Source organism: Nitrosospira sp. Nsp14, assembly GCF_900113575.1.
Lineage (GTDB): Bacteria > Pseudomonadota > Gammaproteobacteria > Burkholderiales > Nitrosomonadaceae > Nitrosospira.
This window is the reverse complement of sequence record NZ_FOPV01000003.1, coordinates 160,413-181,946: the sequence shown is the minus strand read 5'-3', so window position 1 is coordinate 181,946 and position 21,534 is coordinate 160,413. Positions and strand designations below refer to the sequence as shown.

17 protein-coding genes are annotated in these 21,534 nt (G+C 56.9%); 10 read left to right on the top strand and 7 right to left on the bottom strand.

Going from position 1 to position 21,534, the window contains the following annotated elements; translation table 11 throughout:
• The first annotated feature begins 135 nt into the window (after positions 1–135).
• Positions 136–1,533, top strand: coding sequence for an FxDxF family PEP-CTERM protein (locus tag BM022_RS03270; RefSeq protein ID WP_091136841.1), 1,398 nt, complete (start codon positions 136–138; stop codon positions 1,531–1,533).
• Positions 1,534–1,613: 80 nt separating this feature from the next.
• On the opposite strand, the gene BM022_RS15670 is transcribed toward BM022_RS03270, so the two are convergent.
• Both BM022_RS15670 and BM022_RS03265 read right to left on the bottom strand, forming a co-directional pair.
• The gene (locus BM022_RS15670; RefSeq protein ID WP_218146818.1) at positions 1,614–1,835 is read right to left on the bottom strand and encodes a hypothetical protein; all 222 of its coding nucleotides are present in this window, start codon (positions 1,833–1,835) and stop codon (positions 1,614–1,616) included.
• A gap of 16 nt (positions 1,836–1,851) precedes the next feature.
• Entirely contained in the window at positions 1,852–2,394 is a 543-nt protein-coding gene (locus tag BM022_RS03265; RefSeq protein WP_091136839.1) for a THUMP domain-containing protein, read from the bottom strand.
• 196 nt (positions 2,395–2,590) lie between these two features.
• On the opposite strand from BM022_RS03265, the gene BM022_RS03260 reads away from it, so the two are divergent.
• The gene (locus tag BM022_RS03260) at positions 2,591–3,493 is read left to right on the top strand and encodes a M28 family peptidase (RefSeq protein WP_091136907.1); all 903 of its coding nucleotides are present in this window, start codon (positions 2,591–2,593) and stop codon (positions 3,491–3,493) included.
• A gap of 545 nt (positions 3,494–4,038) precedes the next feature.
• On the top strand, positions 4,039–4,305 hold the full coding sequence (locus BM022_RS03255; RefSeq protein WP_091136837.1) for a hypothetical protein: 267 nt from the start codon (positions 4,039–4,041) through the stop codon (positions 4,303–4,305).
• 570 nt (positions 4,306–4,875) lie between these two features.
• On the opposite strand, the gene BM022_RS03250 is transcribed toward BM022_RS03255, so the two are convergent.
• Together BM022_RS03250 and BM022_RS03240 are read right to left on the bottom strand one after the other, a co-directional pair.
• Positions 4,876–6,237, bottom strand: coding sequence for a CAP domain-containing protein (locus tag BM022_RS03250; protein ID WP_091136836.1), 1,362 nt, complete (start codon positions 6,235–6,237; stop codon positions 4,876–4,878).
• A 384-nt stretch (positions 6,238–6,621) separates the two neighbouring features.
• A complete protein-coding gene (locus BM022_RS03240) occupies positions 6,622–6,960 on the bottom strand; it encodes a hypothetical protein (RefSeq protein WP_091136832.1) in 339 nt (112 codons plus the stop codon).
• Positions 6,961–7,230: 270 nt separating this feature from the next.
• Here BM022_RS03240 and putA point away from each other — a divergent pair, with 270 nt between their 5' ends.
• Positions 7,231–10,917 carry a trifunctional transcriptional regulator/proline dehydrogenase/L-glutamate gamma-semialdehyde dehydrogenase gene (putA, locus tag BM022_RS03235; RefSeq protein WP_091136830.1) on the top strand — a complete coding sequence of 1,229 codons (3,687 nt, stop codon included), beginning with the start codon at positions 7,231–7,233 and terminating at the stop codon, positions 10,915–10,917.
• A gap of 17 nt (positions 10,918–10,934) precedes the next feature.
• On the opposite strand, the gene BM022_RS03230 is transcribed toward putA, so the two are convergent.
• Both BM022_RS03230 and BM022_RS03225 read right to left on the bottom strand, forming a co-directional pair.
• Positions 10,935–11,393 carry a putative molybdenum carrier protein gene (locus BM022_RS03230; RefSeq protein WP_256208875.1) on the bottom strand — a complete coding sequence of 153 codons (459 nt, stop codon included), beginning with the start codon at positions 11,391–11,393 and terminating at the stop codon, positions 10,935–10,937.
• A gap of 167 nt (positions 11,394–11,560) precedes the next feature.
• Entirely contained in the window at positions 11,561–11,815 is a 255-nt protein-coding gene (locus BM022_RS03225) for a DUF504 domain-containing protein (protein WP_091136827.1), read from the bottom strand.
• Positions 11,816–11,933: 118 nt separating this feature from the next.
• On the opposite strand from BM022_RS03225, the gene rtcA reads away from it, so the two are divergent.
• The 6 genes from rtcA (at position 11,934) to BM022_RS15875 (ending at position 17,061) form a co-directional block, all read left to right on the top strand.
• A complete protein-coding gene (gene rtcA, locus BM022_RS03220) occupies positions 11,934–12,971 on the top strand; it encodes an RNA 3'-terminal phosphate cyclase (RefSeq protein ID WP_091136825.1) in 1,038 nt (345 codons plus the stop codon).
• Positions 12,972–13,094: 123 nt separating this feature from the next.
• Positions 13,095–13,361: a hypothetical protein gene (locus BM022_RS03215; RefSeq protein ID WP_091136824.1), complete on the top strand. Its 267-nt coding sequence runs from the start codon at positions 13,095–13,097 to the stop codon at positions 13,359–13,361.
• Position 13,362: 1 nt separating this feature from the next.
• A complete protein-coding gene (locus BM022_RS03210; RefSeq protein WP_091136822.1) occupies positions 13,363–14,850 on the top strand; it encodes a tyrosinase family protein in 1,488 nt (495 codons plus the stop codon).
• A 599-nt stretch (positions 14,851–15,449) separates the two neighbouring features.
• Positions 15,450–15,782, top strand: a complete 333-nt coding sequence (locus BM022_RS03200; RefSeq protein ID WP_091136818.1) for a hypothetical protein — start codon at positions 15,450–15,452, stop codon at positions 15,780–15,782.
• Positions 15,783–15,954: 172 nt separating this feature from the next.
• Entirely contained in the window at positions 15,955–16,839 is an 885-nt protein-coding gene (locus tag BM022_RS03195) for a YihY/virulence factor BrkB family protein (protein WP_091136817.1), read from the top strand.
• A gap of 90 nt (positions 16,840–16,929) precedes the next feature.
• Complete coding sequence (locus BM022_RS15875; protein ID WP_256208873.1) at positions 16,930–17,061, top strand: hypothetical protein; 132 nt, start codon at positions 16,930–16,932, stop codon at positions 17,059–17,061.
• Positions 17,062–17,441: 380 nt separating this feature from the next.
• Here the strand turns inward: BM022_RS15875 and BM022_RS03185 are convergent, their stop codons facing one another.
• Positions 17,442–21,290 (bottom strand): NAD(P)-binding protein, encoded by a 3,849-nt coding sequence (locus BM022_RS03185; protein ID WP_091136813.1) that lies wholly within the window; start codon positions 21,288–21,290, stop codon positions 17,442–17,444.
• Positions 21,291–21,534: the final 244 nt, after the last annotated feature.

The following is a 21,534-nucleotide window of genomic DNA, read 5'->3' as shown; positions in this document are numbered from 1 at the left end:
GCCGCCCGTCTATCTTGAGACGGAGTTCGGAACCCCGGATATGCGCAGCCGCATTCGGTACGTGCGTAAACAGCCAGAAGCAGGGGCTGCCGGTACATAACTAGGACTATTTCTTAACTCAATTGGGGAGTTATCATGTTTCATCGGAAAAAAATGAGCATTCTTGTTTCAGGGGCACTCCTGGTCATGGGCGGGGCCGCGCAAGTCACGCAAGCCACGGCCGCGCCCACAAGTTTCGACAATTTCACGCCGCTGGCCAGCAGCGTACCGGCGGGGTCATTGCCTGAGTCTGCCCCGTTCCAGTTATCCTCGCCCGGTTTCTCGCAGGCTCGGATCGCCGACCGCACCACTCAGCTCGGTCTTGGCGAAGCCAACAGCGGTAGCTGGGATATGATCACCGCCAATGAGACCGGCCCCAACGCCGGCCGTTACCTCTTCAGCCCCTTCGAAACCTCGACGGCTGGTGTGCAGCGCATCGATTTGATGACGGGAACCACCAGGACCATCGTTGCGCCCGGAACGCAAGGCTTTGTCTCCGGGGACGCCTCACGTTGGGCGCCTTGGGGCGGTTACCTGACTGCGGAAGAATCATGGGGCACGGGCAGCACCAAGGGCCGCCTGTTCGAATTGACCAACCCCGTGACGGCCACCGGCACGAGCGATGCCCATTTTATAAGCCGGTCCATCGTGCCGCACGTATCGCATGAGGGCTTGGCTTTCGACAAGGACAACAGCCTCTACTTCATCGATGAGCTGAATGGCGGCAGCATCTACAAATATGTTTCCGCCAATCCCAATGCGACGAACGGTGACGACTACTTCGCGGCCGGGCAGACCTTTGCCATGCTGGTCAACGGCGGCAGCAATGCCAATGCGGTTGGCGCGATCACCTGGGCGCCTATTACCAATGCCACTGGCGGCGCTCTTGCCGGCGTATCCGTGCTCAACGCGGACGGAAGCATCGACGGCCGGTTGACGGCGAACGCCGTGCATGGAACCGACTACCAGCGGCCCGAGGATATGGAAATTAAAACGCTGGCCAACGGCGATCAAATGATATTCTTCACAACCACCACGACGAACGAAATTTATTCGTTTAACCTTGGTTCAAATCAGATGAGCCTGTCCGCGAGCGGCGCTACGATAGACGAGGCTACCGGCGCGGCAGTCGGTACGACGCTGACGAGCCCGGATAACCTGGCGATCGACGCGGCCGGTAATATTTACATTGTCGAGGACCAGCCTGGTGGAATGGCCGACATCTGGTTTGCCCGGGACACTAACAACGACGGCGTGGCCGAGTCTTTGGGGCGCTGGGCATCCATGTCCACCATAGGCGCGGAACCCACGGGCCTTTATTTCGACAAGTTCAATCCCAATGTCGCTTACGTAAATATTCAGCACCCCGATAGCCTGGCGGATAGCACCATCATGATCTCCGCCGTGCCGGAACCCGAAACCTATGCCATGCTGCTGGCAGGTCTTGGCTTGCTCGGAGCGGTAGCACGCCGCAGGAAGATGTCAGCGAAATAATTCCTGTCACGGGGAAATCGAGTGCGACGGCAGCTTGGCTGCCGTCGCACTCACTACCGCGACGCGTTCGTCCAGCGGCGCTATACCTCCTCGTCGTCCTCATCTTCTTCCTCTTCTTTCTCTTCTTTCTCCTCCGTTATTTTCCTCTCCTCCTCCAGGTCCTCGTCCTCCTCTTCCTGCTCTTCCTCTGGCGTTTCCCATGTAACATTTGGCTGAATCATTCTCACCCCCGTATTCAAGTTTCTCATGTATTCAAGTGTCCGCAGGAATTGTAGAACCTCTCCATTACAAGTTTTCAGCACCCCTGGATCCGAACGTTCAATGCGGCAGCACAAATGGGAAGTGGTCGATCAGGGTGCGGCCCAACAGGGCGATGCCGCACTGGTTTCCTACCGTTTCCGCTGCCACAATGTAGTCCGGATTCGCGAATGAGACGTGCAGACGCTTGCCGGCTGTTTCTGCCAGCTCCAGCAGGTGTTCCCCAACTTGGCGCTCCACCTCCTGGCTCATTACTTGCCCAGGGAGCCCGCGCCGCTCAAGCCGCACGTGAAAGGTGCCGTCCGTCATGCGGCCTACGAACGGTGCTGCTGCCTGTTTCATTTGTTCGGTCAGGCTTTCGGGAATGAATGAAAAGGTTTGCTCGACCGGGATGGCGCGCGCGAGATCAGCCAGCCACGGCTCGTCGTTTTCCCGGCCAATCCGAAGCGTTTCCAGGAACTGGGTCCGGTCCTCGACATTGCCGAGACACACGTTCTTGAATTCGGTCGGCTCAAACCAGCCGAGGCCGCGCAAGCGGCGCAGGAGGCGGGATTTTCGCCCCGGTCCGGGTGCGACGGTCACTAGCACGTTCCAGTCTTTCATCTTTTTTCCTGTATCTCGGTATTGGAAGAGGGTAATGGCTGGATGAAGGAAGTTCTTCTATATTAGTTCTTCAGGCGGGATTCGCTTTTTCGGTGTCGTGTCTGGACCCTCCTGGCTCCTCGCATGAGCGACAGGTATGACGGTCCAGCTTGTCTTTCAAGTGCCGGAGGCAGGCGGTTTTCCAAAGGAAATTTTGATGTCTGCGTGTGATGAAGATGCCGTTACCCCCATCTCAGCCCCGGCCCTGGAAGCACATGTGCGCAAACTGGCCCATGAGATTGGCGAGCGTCATGTCTTTCGGCCCCAATCGCTGGCGGAGGCGCGAGACTATATCCGCAGCTGCTGGGAGGCGGAAGGGTATGTGGTTGAAGCACAGACATATGAAGTGATGGATGTCCCCTGTTCCAACCTGAGCATTATTTTGCCCGGTACCCGCCTTCCTGGACAGGTGGTGTTGATGGGTGCACATTACGATACAGTGCGGGGTTCCCCAGGCGCGGACGACAACGCCAGCGGCGTTGCCGCGCTGCTGGAACTGGGCCGTCGCCTCTACGTCTGCCGACCCGGCCGCACGATCCGCCTGGTGGCTTTTGTTAATGAGGAGGCACCGTTCTTCTACTGGGGAAAAATGGGTAGTGTGATTTATGCCCGGGCAGCAAGGCAGCGCAATGAGGACATACGCGCCATGTTTTCCCTGGAAATGCTGGGATGTTATAACGATGAGCCGCGAAGCCAGCGGTATCCGCCTTTTCTCGGTCGCGGTCGTTCGAGCCAGGGAAATTTTATCGCCTTCGTATCCAACCTGCGCTCGCGCCCTCTGCTCAACAGCGCCTTGGCCGCCTTCAAGACGAGTACCAATTTTCCCGTGGAAGGCACAGCTGCCTTCAGCTGGGTGCCCGGCGTGAGCTGGAGCGATCACCTCAGCTTTTGGCGTAGTGGCTACCCCGCCCTTATGATCACCGACACGGCTTTTTTCCGTTATCGCCACTACCATTCGTCCCAGGACACTCCGGGAAAGCTGGACTATGCTCGTATGGCGGCAGTGGTGGAGGGCCTGGCGAGAATGCTGATCAGGCTCGCCGATGATGACAATCTGTGAGCTTGATTGCAGCGCCACAGCAAAAAAACACCCGCGGGTGGTTTTTAAATTTGAATAGCCGGAGCGGAGGAGCAAGCTTCATCTCGCCCCAGCTGTTGAGGTGCACCGGCTGAGAGGCTACTTGTGGTGATGTCGCAGGGAAGCCGAGGCCTAGATGGTCGCCCTGTAACGTCCTCCCCATAGGGTGCCGTGCGTCTATAGTTGAAATCGAAGTACTGCACGTGGTGTCTCCCGACCGACTGTAAGACTTTGCTGTTGCTCTTGTGGAATTGGGGCGATGCCAATAGACGTATATGGTTAGCCATCCAGACGTACCCATGAATGTCTAGGCCATGCTTATCGGCCGCTTCTACCAGCAAAAAGAGTGTTTATTTTTTCTGTGTACTATACTGAATAAACAGGATGGAGGTTCAGTAGTGTTTTGCTGAAGATGTTTTGCTGAAGATGTTTTGCTGAAGACTTTGAGTCGGGGTCCGGCATAGCTGTTGTTGCGGGCTTGTCTGGACAGTAAACGTGAAGTAGATCTCATATCAAGGAGCAAGAACATGAATCGTAAAACCGGTTTTCAGGTTGTGGTATCGAGCTTGGCCATCGCAATGGGATTGTTGATAACACCTGTAACGAGCTACGCATTAGAACAAGGCGAACAACGCCGCGAAGGGCGGGACATAAAGCAGGACGCGCGCCAGGAGGGAAGAGAGACCAAGGCTGAATGTCGTGCGGGAGAAGAGAAGACCCGGGCGGAATGCCGACAGGACAAGCGAGACACTAAGCAGGATGCCCGCGAGAAAGCGAGGGACTTGAAGTATTAATAGTGGAAAGATTTGATCGGGTCGAGGCAGCCGAGCTTGGCTTTATTCGAGAGAAGCTCCGCATCGAATAGATAAATGGCAGCATGAGCTGCCTCCACGACAAGCGCCGATTTTCCTGTGAAAGGCACGGCTGCCCGGCGTGAGCTGGGGCGATCACCTCAGCTTGTGGCGTAGCGGCTACTTGGCCTCTTGTGATCACTGATACCGCCTTCTTCCGTTATCGCTACTATCATTCATCCAGGACGCTCCGGAAAGGTGGAATATATTTGCATGGCGGCAGCGGGAGGATTTGGCGGAAATTCTGATCAGACTCGCCGATGACCACGATCTGTGAGCTTGGTTGCGGCCACAGCAAAAACGATTTCAAGTCTCAAGTCTTACGGCAAGTAATCATTCAGGGTTTACGAGTGAAAAAAGCCACCCGAAGGTGGTTTTTAAATTTGGAATAGCCGGGGTGGAGGAGAAAACTCCATCTCGCCTCAGCCGTTGAGATTCACCGCCTATCAGACTGCGGGGGTATTGTCGCGGGGAGCCGAGGCGTGAACTGCTCCAACCCCGGTTCCCGCTTGATCAGATTACATAGATATCTGCGTTGCTGAGATTAATTTCAGCCGTCAATTGCGCGAACTGTTGGGCATTCGCGCTACCTGTGCCGTCGGCATCGTAATACAGTCCGCCGGTATCCGCGTTGTATATTATCCGGTCTGTGGCGTCGTGCGCTTCAGCGCCAATGTAAAACGCTGATGCATTCAGGTCGCCGCTGCTAAGACCGGTAAAGATACGGTTCTCGAGGTAGATCGTGTCGTCTGCCGACGAGAAGTCGGTAATACTGTCAATCGCGCCCGCGAAGGAGGTATTAAACACAAACGCATCTTCACCTGTTCCACCGGTCAAGGTGTCTGTTCCCTTGTTACCCGCCAGGGTATCGTTGCCGCTGCCACCGTTGACACTATCGTTGCCGGAACCGCCGTATAGCCGGTCGGAGCCGTTACCGCCATCGAGCTTATCGTTGCCGGCGCTGCCATACAGCCTGTCCCTGCCATCGAGCCCCAAAATCACATCATCGCCTGAAGTTCCGTACAGGCTCTCGGATCGTGCTGTCCCGGAAATGGTGCCGGGGACGGGAGTGGTTGGGGTTGTTGGAATGGTCGGGGTAGTCGGCGTGGTGGGTGTGGTTGGCGTCGTTGGTTCGTCCGGAACCGTCGGCGCGCCGCCGCCGCTGGAGGGATTGATCAGGTCAAGCTTTATATTCTTGCTGCCAAGATTGACCTGCTTGGTTGTGGCGGCAATTCCGCTGCCGGAAAAATTGATCGTGTAGTTTCCGCTGGCGAGCGACAGTTCGAAGCCCCCGGCGCCATTTGTAGAAGTGGTCGTGACGGTGTTGGTCGCATTGTTTTTGGCGCTGACAGTGATGCCACCCATGCCTTCACCAATGTCATACCGCTTGTCGCCGTCCGCATCGCCGATGGCGACGCCGGTTACGAAGGAATTGGATCCGCTACGGGCGAAGTTTTGCGTGACGAATGCGCCCTCGTAGGTACGGTACTGGCCAACTTCCAGCCCGACTCCGATTTCGCGGTAGCTGTCATTCAACAGGTTTGCGCGGTGGCCGCTGGAGTTCATCAGGTTGGTGTGTAGTTGCTCCACTTCGTTTTGCAGCCCTGCGGGGGAGCGGGTGCTCATCCAGGCGATGTTTTCGGCCCAGCCATAGGAGCCGGTGAAGTTGTAGCCCGCGGCCTCCATGCGGGCGCCAGGATTCGACCCGCCGGCGCCGGTGTGGGAGAAAGTGTCTGTCGAGATCATCCAGGCACTATGGTTTTCAGCCGACTCATTGAGATCGCCATCAGAGGCAAGAGGCTGGGCGCCAACCTTGGCGCGTTCCGCGTTGATGAGTTCGAGCATGTACTGCTCATAGGCGTTGACTTGGGACATAAGCAAGCTCCAGTTTATTTCGACGTGCGAAGTTAAAAGAATGAGCGCTGTGCAACAGACGCTCGTACTGCGAGGGAAATTACAAGAAGCTGTGCAAGCTCCAGTTCAGCACAGCAGTACAAGTGTACCACTGCTTGAGCTGGGTTTGAGCCGGAAAAGGGGGGAAAATCTGGTTTTGTTCAGTATTTCAGAATGGGATATGGTACAAATGAGGTGGTATAAATGTATTCCGGGCGACAGCAATGCTCCGCCCGGCATGACAGTGGAGGCGACGTCGGTCCTGCGCCGCCCCATCTTTTGCGCGATGATGGCCGGGGCTCGGTATGGGCTCGGTATGGCTCAGTATTCTCAAACGGCCCAAACCCCAGGGAGCTGGGGCTGGAATTATGCGGCGGCCTTATAGGCGCCGTGGGGAAACGAGCCGCCGTGGGGAAACGTGAGCGAGTGCGTTGTGATGCCGAGAACTTCTTTGTAGTTGAGGACGGCTTTCCTGGTGTGGACGACACGAAGTGCTGTCCACCCGAATGTCATGCCAAGCAAATACATTCCGGTGCCGGAATATAGCAGGTTGATGTCGCCGTCATGGTTCTCGACCGCATCGATTATTTTCCGGAACGCTTCCTCATCGTCCTCGTTCCCGGCTTCATCCGCTGTTGCTCTGATCTCGTCTCTTAATTCCTTTTCTTCCTCTGACAGGTCCCACGCATCATTCTCGTAAGTCATTTTTCACCTCTATTGATTTGGTTACATTTCCCATCGCCAAGAAGGATTCTAGGACCTTCCTGTTACCTGTCTATGACCTGCGTATTACAGTCGTGCGACATTTATGTGGATGAGGAGGGCGTCGCACTATGCCTGGAGGCCGGAGTTTGGATTCGCTGGTTGCCGCGAGCGTGAAAAAGGGGCCGGCGGCTGAACTAACCTGCAACGCATGCTTCAAACTTCCCTGATGACGAACGATCTGCGGCTGCGAGAGCAGCCGCCGACTTTCACATGATTGTTGCTCTTCAATCCGAGCTCTTTGCTACACAGCCGCCTCTGCGTGCTGCGATCACTGCCGCGTACCGGCAGGATGAGGCGCAAAGCGTGGGCGAACTGATGACGCGGATGCATTGGCCGCTGGCGAGCCGCTGCCAGGCACAGGCGCACGCGCGCAACCTGATCGGCGCCGTGCGTGGGAAGCACACGCGATCCTTCGGCGTCGATGCGTTGTTGCACGAATTTTCCCTGTCCAGCCAGGAGGGTATCGCGCTTATGTGCCTGGCCGAGGCGCTGCTGCGCATTCCGGACCCGGAAACCGCCGACAAGCTGATCCGCGACAAAATCAGTAAAGGCGACTGGGGCGCTCACCTCGGACACAGCCCGTCGGTGTTTGTGAATGCGGCTGCGTGGGGCCTGCTGATCACGGGCAAGCTGGTGTCGACCCATGCCGAAAGCGGGTTGACGGCAGCGCTGGCGCGCCTGATCGAAAAAGGTGGAGAACCTTTGATCCGCAAGGCCGTAGACCTTGCCATGCGCATGCTGGGGCAGCAGTTTATAGCCGGGGAAACCATCACGGAAGCGCTCGAGCGCAGCCCCGAGCGCGAGGCACGCGGTTACCGTTATTCGTATGACATGCTGGGCGAAGCCGCCCTGACCGCGGCCGAGGCCGCCCGCTATTACGCCTCCTACGAAGGTGCGATCCACGCGATCGGCAAGGTGAGCGGCGGACGGGGTGTCTATATAGGGCCCGGGATCTCGGTCAAGCTTTCGGCATTGCATCCCCGCTACGGGCGCTCCCAGCGCGAGCGGGTGATGACCGAGCTTCTGCCGCGGCTGAAGTCGCTGGCGCTGCTGGCGAAGCGCTATGATATCGGGCTGAACATCGATGCCGAGGAAGCGGACCGCCTGGACCTCTCGCTTGATTTACTGGAAGCGCTCGCGCGCGATCCGGAGCTTGCTGGATGGAATGGCATTGGATTCGTCGTTCAGGCCTATCAGAAACGCTGCCCATTTGTGATCGACTGGATAGTTGATCTCGGGCACCGCAGCAACCACAGGATCATGGTGCGGCTGGTCAAGGGCGCCTACTGGGACGCGGAAATCAAGCGCGCGCAGGTGGAAGGATTGGAAGGCTATCCAGTTTATACGCGCAAGATACACACCGACGCCGTGTACCTGGCATGCGCACAGAAATTACTGGGCGCGCCGGATGCGGTCTACCCTCAGTTTGCGACGCACAACGCCCAAACGCTTTCGGCGGTTTACCAAATGGCGCAGGATGCAGGCAACCACGACTATGAATTCCAGTGCCTGCATGGCATGGGTGAGAGGTTGTATGACGAGGTGGTCGGCGTGGATCAACACGACAAGCCGTGCCGCATCTATGCGCCCGTGGGCAGTCACAAGACGCTGCTTGCCTACCTGGTAAGGCGCCTGCTCGAAAACGGCGCAAACTCGTCGTTCATAAGCCAGCTGGTGGACGAGAATGTAAGCATGGACGACTTGGCGGCTGATCCAATTACCCGGATCGAGCAAGAGGGCATTCATCCCCATCCAGCCATTCCCCTGCCGCGCGACCTGTACGGCGCCGAACGCAGAAATTCATCCGGCATCGATTTGAGCGACGAGCACGCGCTTTCCCTGCTCGCGTCCGAATTGGCTGTGTTGCAGGCACAGCAGTGGCGAGCGGCGCCGATGCTCGCAGACAGCAATTGCGACGGTGTTAGGGTTTCAGACCGCGAGCAGTTGTCCGTCGTCAACCCCGCCAATCAGGTCGACCGGGTAGGCGCGGTGATCGAGGCGAGCCCGGGTGAGGTGGAGGCGGCGCTGGCGGCGGCAGAGGCATTTGCGCCACAGTGGGGAGCAACAGCTCCGGATTTTCGCGCATCCCTGCTTGAGCGGGCGGCAGATCTGCTAGAGGCACACTGCGCCGTGTTGATCAGTCTTGCCGTGCGAGAGGCGGGAAAGTCCCTTCCGAATGCAATTGCCGAGGTGCGCGAGTCGGCGGACTTCTGCCGTTATTATGCGCAGCAGATGCGAAACCGGTTTGAAAATGTTGACCAGGCCGAGCCGCTTGGGCCGGTGGTCTGCATCAGCCCCTGGAATTTTCCGCTCTCGATTTTCATGGGTGAGGTGAGCGCCGCGCTTGCCGCAGGCAACACCGTGCTTGCAAAACCAGCCGAGCAAACCCCGCTGATCGCGGCAGCTGCGGTAAAGTTGCTGCACGAGGCCGGTATCCCGCGCGCGGCATTGCAACTTCTGCCAGGGGGTGGGGAAACGGTGGGCACACAGCTCATCGGCGACGCGAGGGTGCGCGGGGTGATCTTTACCGGGTCCACCGAGGTTGCACAGCTCATCCATCGATCGCTCGCCCAGCGCTCGCGTGGCGAGGAGATTCCCCTGATTGGCGAGACCGGCGGCCAAAACGCAATGGTGGTCGATTCGTCAGCGCGGCCGGAGCAGGTGGTGCAGGACGTGCTGGTGTCTGCGTTCGACAGCGCCGGCCAGCGCTGCTCGTCGTTACGCATGCTGTGCCTGCAGGAAGACATTGCCGACAGCCTGTTGCAGATGCTGAAGGATGCCATGCGGGAACTCGTGCTGGGTGATCCAGCCCGCCTTGACACCGATATTGGTCCACTTATCGACGCCCAGGCGCGTGACACGCTGCTTGTGCACATCGACAAAATGCGCGCGGCAGGTCACGAGATCTTCCAGTTGCCGCTGCCGGAGAATTGCAACACCGGTACTTTCTTACCGCCAACGCTGATTGAGATCGACGATATCTCGGAACTGGAACGCGAAGTGTTCGGGCCGATACTTCATGTTGTACGTTTCAGGCATGGTCAACTGGACGGTCTGGTCCGACGTATCAACGCGACTGGCTACGGGCTCACGCTCGGTATTCATAGTCGGATCGACGAAACCATCGATTTTGTTGCCGCGCACACGCATGTTGGAAATATCTACGTAAACCGCAGCATGGTCGGGGCGGTGGTAGGCGTGCAGCCCTTCGGCGGCGAAGGCAAGTCCGGCACTGGGCCCAAGGCCGGCGGGCCCCTTTACCTGTACCGTCTGCTGAGGCAGGCGCCGTTGTCTTTGGCGCTTATCGGCGGCCGGCGGGTGAAGGTGAACGCTACCCCGGCTCCCTTGCAAGCGCTTGCGGAATGGGCGCAGCAGAACGGCCGCGGCGCACTCGCCGAACTTTGCATGGAGTATGCCGATCGCACGCCGCTGGTGCACAGCATCCCCTTGCAGGGACCGACGGGGGAGAGTAATACACTCAAGTTCGCGCCACGGGGCAAAGTTGTCTGCGTCGCCAACGATGAGGCCGCGCAGCTTCGGCAGGTTGCGGCGCTGCTTGCGACCGGCAATCGTGTTGTACTTGCCGGCGGATCGTGGACCGCTACCCTGCTGGATACGCTGCCCCTGGCGGTGCGCGAACAGATTCGGATCGATCCGGACTGGATCCGCGCGCCCTTGGCCACTATGGTCACCCTGGCCGCGGTGCTTCATTCCGGTCCATCCGAGGACGCACACAGGTTGCGAAATGAACTTGCCGCGCGTGACGGAGCGCTGGTGCCGCTGATCTTGTCGGACGAGAGAAATTTCCCGCTGTACCGTTTGACCGTAGAGCGCGTCGTGACAGTGAATACGACGGCTGCCGGCGGCAACGCGACCTTGATGATGCTCGATGCCTGAGCAACGATCAGCTACTTTCAACGGGTCCTGAGTGCTTCATCCAGCACCTCATGGACAAATGGTTGGAGGTTTTTTGCGCTTGAGTTGCGCGGTCCTGCCACATTCAATATCCGAATGGGGTTCGTTTTGAGAAAAGTCCTGATCCATTCGCGCCATTCATCAGATGGGTAAACGTGAAGATAGGGCCGGTCCCGATTCCTGGCGCATTCCTGCGTGAACAGCGAGCCGCCCGTCAGCTCTGTCTCGGGAGTGATGATCAGGGTCGCATCGCTGTCGCGCACGTTCCATCTGGTGCGCTGGCGGTAACTGCGCCCCGGCGTTTGTTGCAGGGAATACACGTCTGGGATTACCCCGTCTTCCGCCCGCCGCCCAGCCGGACACCAGCCGCCGTGCTCTATGCCATGCGCGATGGCCCAGTCAAGAGCCGCGCGGTCGACCCCCGTTTGGCCACCCGAGACGATTTTATGGATCAGCATATCTGTTCGGGAATCTGAGCAATACGAGCGGTCATACGTCGGGCGTCGGCGAGGGGAGCCCGGACTGTAATAATTTTAACCTTGTCGGATTGCGAGGAGCGATTGGCTGCGCCGAACCCGTTTGTCATCCTTCCGGCGATTGCAGGTGTCTTCGCATTGCAGATTTCTTAACGGTCCCGATGCCAGATCAGCTCGCCATTCTTATAGACTTCCCTGATGCGATGAAGGGGAACCTCGCGTACTGTGCCGTTGGGCCCGGTGAACTGGAAGAAAAAATGGTTGCCCTGAACGAACTCGACATCCTGCAACGGAACCTGGACGATTTCCCCGCTTACGCGATCATGGTAGCCAATCACGAAGTAGCCGGTCGCAAAGGCGTCATCCCAGCGAATCCGGTTAAGCAGGTCCTGGATTGGAATCATAATCTTCCCTGTCGCCACCCATTTTTAATCTCCTCCGCTTCATACTCAAGGTTGATAATAGTTTAAATTCTCGGTTGACGTTATCTTGCAACTGCATCAAAAGGGGAAAGAGGCTGGGATGCAAGAAATTGACGGTGCGCATGGCGAAGGGGGTGGACAACTGCTGCGCACATCGGTAGCGCTTGCCGCGATTACCGGTCGCCCGGTGCACTTGCGAAATATTCGTGCCAGACGCGCAAATCCCGGTCTTGCGCCACAACATCTGGCCGCGGTCAAAGCGGTTGCATCGCTTTGTGGCGCAGAGGTGGACGGCCTGGAACTCTACTCGCGTGAAATCTGGTTCAGGCCTGGCCCGCTGCGGGGAGGTCAATTCGATTTTCCAGTCGGCACTGCGGGCAGCATTACGCTGGTGCTACAGGCAGTCCTTCCTGTAGCCGTCATGTGCCCGGAAAGAACAAGTATGCATATCGCCGGCGGCACAGACGTACGTGCATCGCCACCGCTGGATTATTTTCGCCATGTGCTGCTTCCGTTAATGTCCGGCATGGGTGTCAGGGCAAAAATCGACGTATTGCGGCGCGGGTATTATCCGCGCGGAGGAGGAGAGGTAATTGTGGAGGCGGAGCCCTCGTCATCTCTTCAACCATTGGTACTGGATACACCTGGAACGTTAGCCGGCATCCAAGTTTTTGCGCACGTTGCCAATCTGCCCAACCACGTTTCCCAGCGCATGGCGAATTCCGCACTGACAGAACTCGCGCCTTTTTACACTCTAGGGGTTGAGTTTGAGCTGCTCGGCAGAAATAGAGCCATCGGCCCGGGCGGCGCGGTCGTTCTGGTTGGGCAAACAGAGCATACGAGATTGGGCGCCTCCGCGGTCGCGCAAAGGGGCATGCGTGCGGAAGAGCTTGGAGCCGCCGCGGGGCGGTTCTTGCGGCAGGAAATTGTATCTGGCGCGACGCTCGATGTGCACGCCGCCGATCAGGTGCTGATCTATCTGGCACTAGCGGACCGCGCCTCCCGGTTTCTAACCAGATCATTCTCATCCCATGGCATCACAACGGCTTGGCTGCTCGAGCAGTTCCTTCCGGTTCGCTTCCAGGTTCGCCAGGCAGGGCAATTGATTTGCGTTACGGCAGAGCCAGGGCTAGACTGACCGAATGTATCCAGACTGCTAGTTCGGCGAATAACATGGGCAAAATGGGCTATATTGAAACATCACCATCAGGCTTACCGGTTTGTCCAGCCTGGCCCCGGACCACAACAATGAGAGGAAAAAATGGCGGAGCAACGGGAAAATTACAAAGGGCGCGAGATTATTCTCCTGACAGGAGCGGAGGCGCTGGCGGCGCGTAGCGATGCGCGAGTTTCAGGAGAACAGGGGCGAACTGCAGATGAGCCTGAACTGACCATTGACGGGAAGCGGGTCTTTATTGTGCGCAATTCCGCAGGCGCATACATCGCATCCGGCTTTGCGTTCGACCCCCAACCGTCTCCCGTCGATTTGGCGAAAAAGATCATCGATTACGAAGAGGCGGGAAGATAACATGGGTATCCGCAAGAACCAGTCCAGCCTGACGCCGGCTGAAAAGTCCGCCTTCGTCGTCGCGGTAAAAGCGCTGAAGGCAAATGGCGTGTATGACGCCTTCGTGGCTCAGCACCGTGCGGCTTTTCTCGCTGGCCCCAACGATCCCGCCCATGGAGGACCTGCCTTCCTGCCTTGGCACCGGGAGTATCTGCGCCGGTTCGAACGAGCGCTTCAGGAGATCGATGCAAGTGTGTCCCTGCCATATTGGGACTGGACCGTCGACAGAACACCCACCGCTTCGATTTGGGGTCCCAATTTCATGGGCGACAACGGCACGGGTGCCAGCCAGCAGGTGACCACCGGGCCTTTTGCCTTTTTGACCGGGGAATGGACGCTCACGGTTCTCGACCCGGGCGATACGACTGCCTTCCTTACACGTGCTTTCGGCGCCATGGGGTCGTTGCCAACGCAGCAGGCGGTTGACACCGCTAAAAGCGTCGTGCCGTACGACTCCCCTCCGTGGAATGCGGGCAGCAACGTGAACACAAGCTTCCGCAACCGGCTTGAACGGGTCATACACAACCCGGGGCACATGTGGGTTGGTGGCTCAATGATGGCCATGTCGTCACCCAACGATCCTGTATTCTGGCTGCACCATTGCAACATCGATCGGCTTTGGGCCGAGTGGCAAACGGAGAATCCCGGCCGCATGTATTTGCCACCCAGCGGCACGCCTGGGGTGGTTGCAGGACACGGGCTGGATGACCCGATGCCGCCATGGGACGGCGAACCGACGCCCCCCACGCCGAGAAGCGTACTTAACCATCATGCGCTTGACTACTCGTATGACAACGAACCGACGACTACACCGGAGAGCGTTGCGCTGACCATCGGTGCGCCCCCTGTCTCCGCCTCGATCGGTCGGGCAGGGGAGGTTGACATATTCACTTTTGAGGTATCAGCCGCCGGCAACCATGTCATCGAAACACAAGGCACGACGGACGTGGTGATGGGCCTGTACGGGCCCGACGATTCGGAAGTGTTCATTACCGAAGATGACGACAGTGGAACCGGTCAGAATTCGCGCATTGCTAGAGATTTGTCGGCAGGCACCTATTATGTGCGGTTGCGGCACTACAGCAGTTCGTCCACTGGAAATTACAGTATTTCCGTCAGCGCCTCGGCAGGGCAGCCTGCTGTCCCCACTATCGCGGTGAATGGTCCAGCCGTAGCCGGGGCGATTTCTGCAGGAAACGAGCGAGATATGTACACATTCACCGCCGCGAATTCCGGCAGCTATACCATCGAAACTGCTGGCAGCACTGACTGCTTCATTACATTGTACGGTCCCGTCAATCCGAATACCCTCATCGCCCAGGACGATGATAGCGGTCCGGGCACCAACTCCAGGATCGTGGCGAGTCTTGCACCGGGAGCATATTTCATTCAGGTCAGGCATTACAGCCCAGCCGGCACGGGCCCCTATAACATTACTGTTAAAAGTTGAGACCCCTTAGAGATCGAGATGTTTGCTCGAATCCATCAGCTGCGCGACCTTTCCTGCCGCGTTCTCAGATCACCTGAAGCAAATCCGTCTTGCACGAGAAGCAGGACGCATTTCCTGTTTGCAATGATGTTTCTGGCGGGATGCAGTCCCTTTTCGGGAGCCAAAACGGATCAGGCAGAGGATGGACAGGGAACGTACTCCATTTCGACCATGTATGACGGAAGCGTGGGTGCTAAAGCGTACACTTCGGAGTGGCTGGATAGCGACGCCAAAAACCTGTGTAGGGCCCCTTACAAACTGATCTCGGAAAAATCAATCTCAAACGTGAACCATCTTGGCGAGGTCACCTCATCCCGCCTGGTATGGACCTTTACCTGCGAGCGTGTCGCGGAGGAGCCGCCCTAGTCTTCTTGGATCATGGCAAGCGGTTGAAGACGTACTCAGTTTTCGTTGCCGATATGCGGCGCTGCACGGTCTAGCCGGGCAGGTCGATGGGCTGCTCTTAGCCCATTCCGGTGCGCTAGCGCACCGAAAAACTGGACGCAGTGGTATATAGTTTTCTGCACAGCAATATTGCTGGAGCAGATTAAGGAGCCACCATGAATACTTCATCGATATCCAGAAAGATAGGGGAGCAACCCTTGGGTGTCGGACTGACCATCAGCATCGCGGGGTTGATAATGGTCCTCTCTGCACCCCTGGTTTATGCCCAAAGCACACCTATGGGCGAGACCAAATCTGGTCAATCTGGCGGCGAACAGTATAAGCGCGGTGAAACTCCTACGGGTCAGCCATATGGAGTTATTAAAGAAGGTGAGCCTCATAAAAGTGACGCCGGGAAAAAAATGGATACAAGTGCCGATAAGCAACGGGCGAAGGGGGACGCGAAGCCTGGAGCCGGGCTTGACCAGGATAAAAGCAAAACCCCATGAAGGGTCAGTCCTGACTCGTTGGGCCGGCATTAATCACCAGGCTGCTTGCCGTTGATCGATGTCTTCGTTCACGTGCGACGTTCATAGTTGGACAAAGTAGGACAAATTTCTCATTAGCCATCTGGTATCCCATCCGGTCCTCGTCATTAATAGGAAGAAAACGGCTGGTGAAATGGCGCAAGTCTGGAATTTGATCAAGGCGACTTTTTCCTCATGGCTGGATGATTATGCGCCCAGCATGGGGGCGGCTCTCGCCTATTACACCATGTTTTCCATCGCACCGTTGCTGCTGATCGTCATTTCGACCGCTGGACTCGTCTTTGGCGAAGAAGCCGTACGTGGAGAAATTTTTGGGCAACTGAGGGGCTTGATGGGGGATGAAGGTGCCCGTGCGGTGCAGAGCCTTCTCGAAAGCGTTAGCGCGCCCGAAGAGGGGAAGGCTGGAACGATTGTTGGGACGGTATTGCTGCTGATCGGAGCGACCACGGTACTGAGCGAACTCCAGGATGCTTTTGACCGCATCTGGCGCGTTCCAGAGCGGGATAAGAATGGCGGCGTCTGGGCAGTCGTCCGGTCGCGACTGCTGTCCTTCGGAATGATACTCGGAATTGGTTTTTTGATGATGGTTTCCCTCGTGTTCAGCGCGGCAATGGCGGCGCTGGGCAAATGGTGGGGCCCGTTATTCTCGGATCTTGAGATTATTGCCGGTGCGATCAACTTCGCTTTCAGCTTTGCGCTGGCAACAACGGTTTTTGCAATCCTGTACAAGTTCATGCCCCGCGTGAGGATCCTCTGGCGGGATGTCTGGGCAGGAGCGGCCGTTACCGCGCTCCTGTTCGCCATAGGCAAATTCCTTATCGGTCTTTATATAGGGAAGAGCGCCATCAGCTCGGGATTTGGCGCCGCGGGCTCGCTGGTGGTGGTGCTGGTGTGGGTTTATTACTCCGCTCAGATCTTTTTGCTAGGGGCCGAATTTACCCGGGTTTATTCCCAGGCGCACGGTTCGCGGAGGAAGCAACCGTTGACGGAGGAAGCAGAGGGGCTGCGCGTCGCCTGACCTGAAAGAATGCTAAGAAGCCACTCAATAAGCCTTCGTCCCCCAAGCCTGGCATTCACGATAACCTGATTTCGAGCTCGGGGAGGCCAAATGCACAAGCAAGCTAGCGCTGATCTTATCGGCGAGGATGGGCTTGGTCTGCCTGTCATGCTTCTGGAGAGGATGGCTTATTTCGTCTCCGTTGACCCATTCCATCCTGCGACGCCCGCCCTCCTGTCGTAGGGAGGACTTTGATTTCCCATGGAAGACAGTTCGAGGGCCTTTTTTTACGTCGCCGTCACACGTTTCAATACTCAGTTCGCCGTGATATCGCGTCTTAGTCCGCATCTTAGCCAGGGAGCTTAGCAGTTCGCTGGTCTGACTGACACGTTCGCTGAGCTCGAACTTCTCCCCGGCCCATTTTCGAGCGGCTTTTCCCCTCTCTGTTCGCGTCGAGTCACCGTCATACATGAAGTGGTTGCCGTTAAAAAAAGGCGCAAGCAAGACCGTCTTATCTACCCGGTCTCATCTAGTGCCCGTAGTACATCGTCTGTCTTTTCATCGCCGGAACAATGGATATGCGCGTCTATGATCGTGTCAAAGACGCGCACTGCTTTTTCTGATTAGCTGACATACATTTTTTCGCGGAACTTCACCTGCTTGACCATCTCCGCCGCTTTTTTGCCGGCTAAAAATGCGTGGTCGGAATTGTAATACTCCCACTCGCTGTAACGACCCGACAGGACGATATCCCGCTTTGAAAGCCACTTTTTGACGGTTTCGACGTTCTGCTTGCGGACGTGATCGTACACCACGTAGGCGTACGGCATATCAACCAAGTTGGCGGTGATCAGTTTGTCCTCGGGCGTCATCATGCCTACCTTGATGCAATCCTCCACGCAACGGTCGATCAGTTCCTGCCCATCGCAGGGGAGAGGTTTGGCGGGCGAGTAGGATATTTCGCAGGTGAGACCAAACCCACCAGGCGGATTGCACTGTGGACTTGCGTTGCCCTGAAGGAAGATGCGGTGGAATATCGTGTCTTCCGGGTAATAAATCCAGTGCTTTTCCGAAATATTCTCGCGACCGATGCCGAGATTGACACAACGCACGGATACATGACGAAGCGCCGCCGCCGCTTTTCTGATTGGCTCCGGCGCTTCGTTACCCATGCGTCGGATCAATTCGGGCAGGGGCATTGTGCTGATTAGATTTTCGTATTTGTACTGGCGACCGTCAGCCAGCATCAGCAAATGCTTCTCCGGCGAGATGCTCACCACGTCCGCGTTGAGTTCGATCTTTCCCTTAATATGCGGGAGAAAGCCGGACATCATCGCTTGAAAACCGCCGCGCAAGGGGTATCCGAACCGCGCATTCGGGCCCATCGGCTTTGCGACAGGGCTTAGGGCCCCCTCAATGATTTCTTCGAGATCAGGTAAAGGCACCCGTCCCCCGAGCCAGGAGGTCTCCATCTCAGTCAGCGGAACAGTCCAGAGCTTTCTGTTGTAGGGTATGGCAAAGTGTTTCGCGATACCTGCGCCCCACATTCTGTAAATGAACTCCTCGAAGTTTTCCGGCCGGCCTTTTGCGCTCGTCATCTCCTGGCGCAGAACGGTTGTGCCGGACTCCGGCACTGTTCCATCAGCGCAGCAGTCTGAAAGCACGGCCGCCGCGCCGTCAACGCCTTCGCAGGCAGCCGCATTTTTCGGATTCTGATTTTTCAGCGCGCCATAGCGTGACTCCATTGCGCCAATAATGCATTCCTTGATGACGTCCGGGGGCAGGCCGTGCAATGCGCCCTGGAATGGATAGCGAGTGTGGACGCCTTTGCTGTACACCCAGGCTTCCCGGTTTTGCCAATGCACATTATCGCCCAGAAGGATTTTATAGAGCTGCAGCACATACGGATCATTTGAAAACATGATGTGGCCGGCATGATCGAAGGTGAAACCTTTATCTTCGATCGAGCGGCACCAGCCTCCGACGGCCGTGTTCTTATCCAGCAAGACGGTGTTCTCATCGAGATGATAAGCCGCGCTCAAACCAGTAGGTCCCCCTCCGATGATCACGTATTTCCGGTGTTCTGCGCGCTCCGGTTGAATTTCGCGTTGGGGAAGCGTTTGTGGCTTGCGCTCCGCCCGTGCTTCGCTTAGCGATTTTTCCTTTTGCGCGTGAGTGTGGTGTATCAGTTCGTGCATTTTTTCCGCGGTGGTGTTCCATGAGGTTTCCGATACCAGTTCTCTCATCCTGAGAACGTTGCGCGTGTGCTCCTCCGGCGTGGTCAGCAGCGCATTTTCGCAGGCTTTGATAAAAGCTTGCGGGGAGTCTGCGATGGCAACGACTTCGCCATAGAGCTCCAGCACGTCAACGATCGGCGTACTTACGATTGGCAGTTCGGCCGCCATATACTCGAGGGTTTTGGTGGGACTGATAAAGCGGGTCGCTTCGTTCAGCGCGAACGGCAGCAGGCACACGTTCCAGCCGGCGAGGAACTGTGGGAGCGCTTTATAGGGCTGCTGCCCCAGATAATGGATGTTATGGCGCCTGGGCAATGCGGCCGGATCGATTTTCACCACTGGCCCCACCAGAACAATCTGCCATCGGGGGTGTGCCTCAGCCAAACCGTCGATAAGCTCGAGATCTACTCGCTCATCAATCACTCCATAGTAGCCGAGCCTTGGGCCGGGGATATTTTCGTGCGCCGGGTGGATATTGTTGCGATCGAGGGCCTGTTCGAAGTGCACGAGGTCAACGCTGCTGGGAAAGCAATGCACGTTTGGATGGCGCTCCCGTTTTGTACGATACAGGCTCGGGCCGCCGGTGAACACCAGATCGGCTACCTTGAACAGCGCATTCTCGCGCTGGAGCATCTGCTTCGGCGGGTTCTTGAAAGACCCCAGCTCGTCCATGCAATCGTACACTACCAGCGTGGGGTCCAGTTCCTGCAGCAGCGGCAAGGCCATTGGCGTATAAAACCACGCCATATGCGGCTCATCGTTTGCCACGAACTGCCGCATCAGTTTTATCAGATGAGGCAATTGCTCATCATGAAAACCAGGGGCGGCGACCGGCGTATGGGGTTTTAGAACCGTGATGTGCGGCGCCGGGGTGGAAGTTTCGAGGAAGCTGTCATGCTCGTGGAAGATCGGTTCCTCAATGAACAGAATCTTGTAGTTTTCAGCCATCCGGCACAGCAGGTGTTGTGGCCGCTGATACACGAAGTCCCAACGGAGGTGAGAAAAAACGATAATGGTGGTCATTGCGGCTCCTTGAATAGTGGGTGTGGCTAGAGTTTTAGGATAATGAGTAGAAAAGCTTTTTATCAGACGTTGGGCCTCGCGCAGACCCGCGGCGTAGGGTTGTGACAGAACACGTTGGTAACATTTTTCTTCTTCACCATGAATGTTCACTTCCCACAAGCCGCTTTTATGCCATCGGTAAGGATCGTCCCAATCAGGCCGGTCCACTATCGGATACAGGCAAATACCGTGCAGCTCGACCCCCCGTTGTTGAGCCATTACTGCTTCGCGTGCCACTTCCTTGATCCATGCGCCGCGGCCACTCCCGACATGGCTGGTTTCAGCCAGCAGTATCGGGCGGCGATAGCGGTCTTGCACTTCCATCAGCAGGCTATACAGCGGCACCCGGTAGGGATGATCGAGATGCCACCAAAGGTTATGAATGACGTTGCCGTCGGTCTGCCACTGGTTGCTGTGATAGTAATTCACACCCACGAGATCCAGGAATTGCGGCGCTCCGCCCAGCTCTGGCTCTCGCTGGCCACAAAGCATATCCCACGCCTCGAATTGAGATTCCCGTTGCATCGCGGCGTAATCGCCGAGATCGGGCTGGTCATCTGGAGCGATAACATGTATCAGCGGATCGCAATGCAGGATGCGCGCTGAGGGGTTAATTTCCCAGATCACTTCACAGCTCTTCAATGTGGCGCGCACGAGCTGGCGTTTCATTTCCGTGCCATCGTCGCCATGCAGATCTAGGCGCATAAATCCAATTCGTGCGCTGGCCCAGCTGGCAAACGAGATCTCGTTTATGGGCGAATAGATATTTACGGCATGCTGATTGGAGCGCGATTCGAGGTACTTGACCACGTGATGACAATAGTTGGCAAACCGGTCAATAAATGCAGGGGAGTACACATCGACATCATCTGGCCAGCCGTAATGACATAGTGTCCAGATAACCTGTAACCCAAGCTCCTCGGCCGCGCGCACGCGCGCCTCAATGGATGAGAAATCGAAATGCCCGTCCTTTTCCACGAGCCGCCATCCCACGCTTTCGCGCACCGTTCTGATGTCGAAGTCATTTAATAACAAATAATCGTCATAAGCGAGGGTCGCATGGCGGGTAATATCGTTCATCGATAGCGGCAATCCGGTACCATTGACGTGATCCGCGCCTTCGTAACCCGCCTGCCAGTAGGATGAGAAAATTTCGTTGTACGTCGCCTTCATCGGTGTGCCGTGAAAAAGCTGCGCAGCCGTAGACTGCAATTGATCGGGAGAGTAATCCCGCAATAATCGAGGTTTTCGGGTAGGCGCACTGTGCGTTAACGTACATTTGCGCCGGTCCTAATCCTTCAACGATCCAAACTGATGCGCGTTGAAGACATGGTGCAATTTAGGAGGCGATATGACGTCTCACTAGTGGACGTAACTTGGAATGACGGTCCGGTAGTGGACCGCAGCTGTGCAGCTG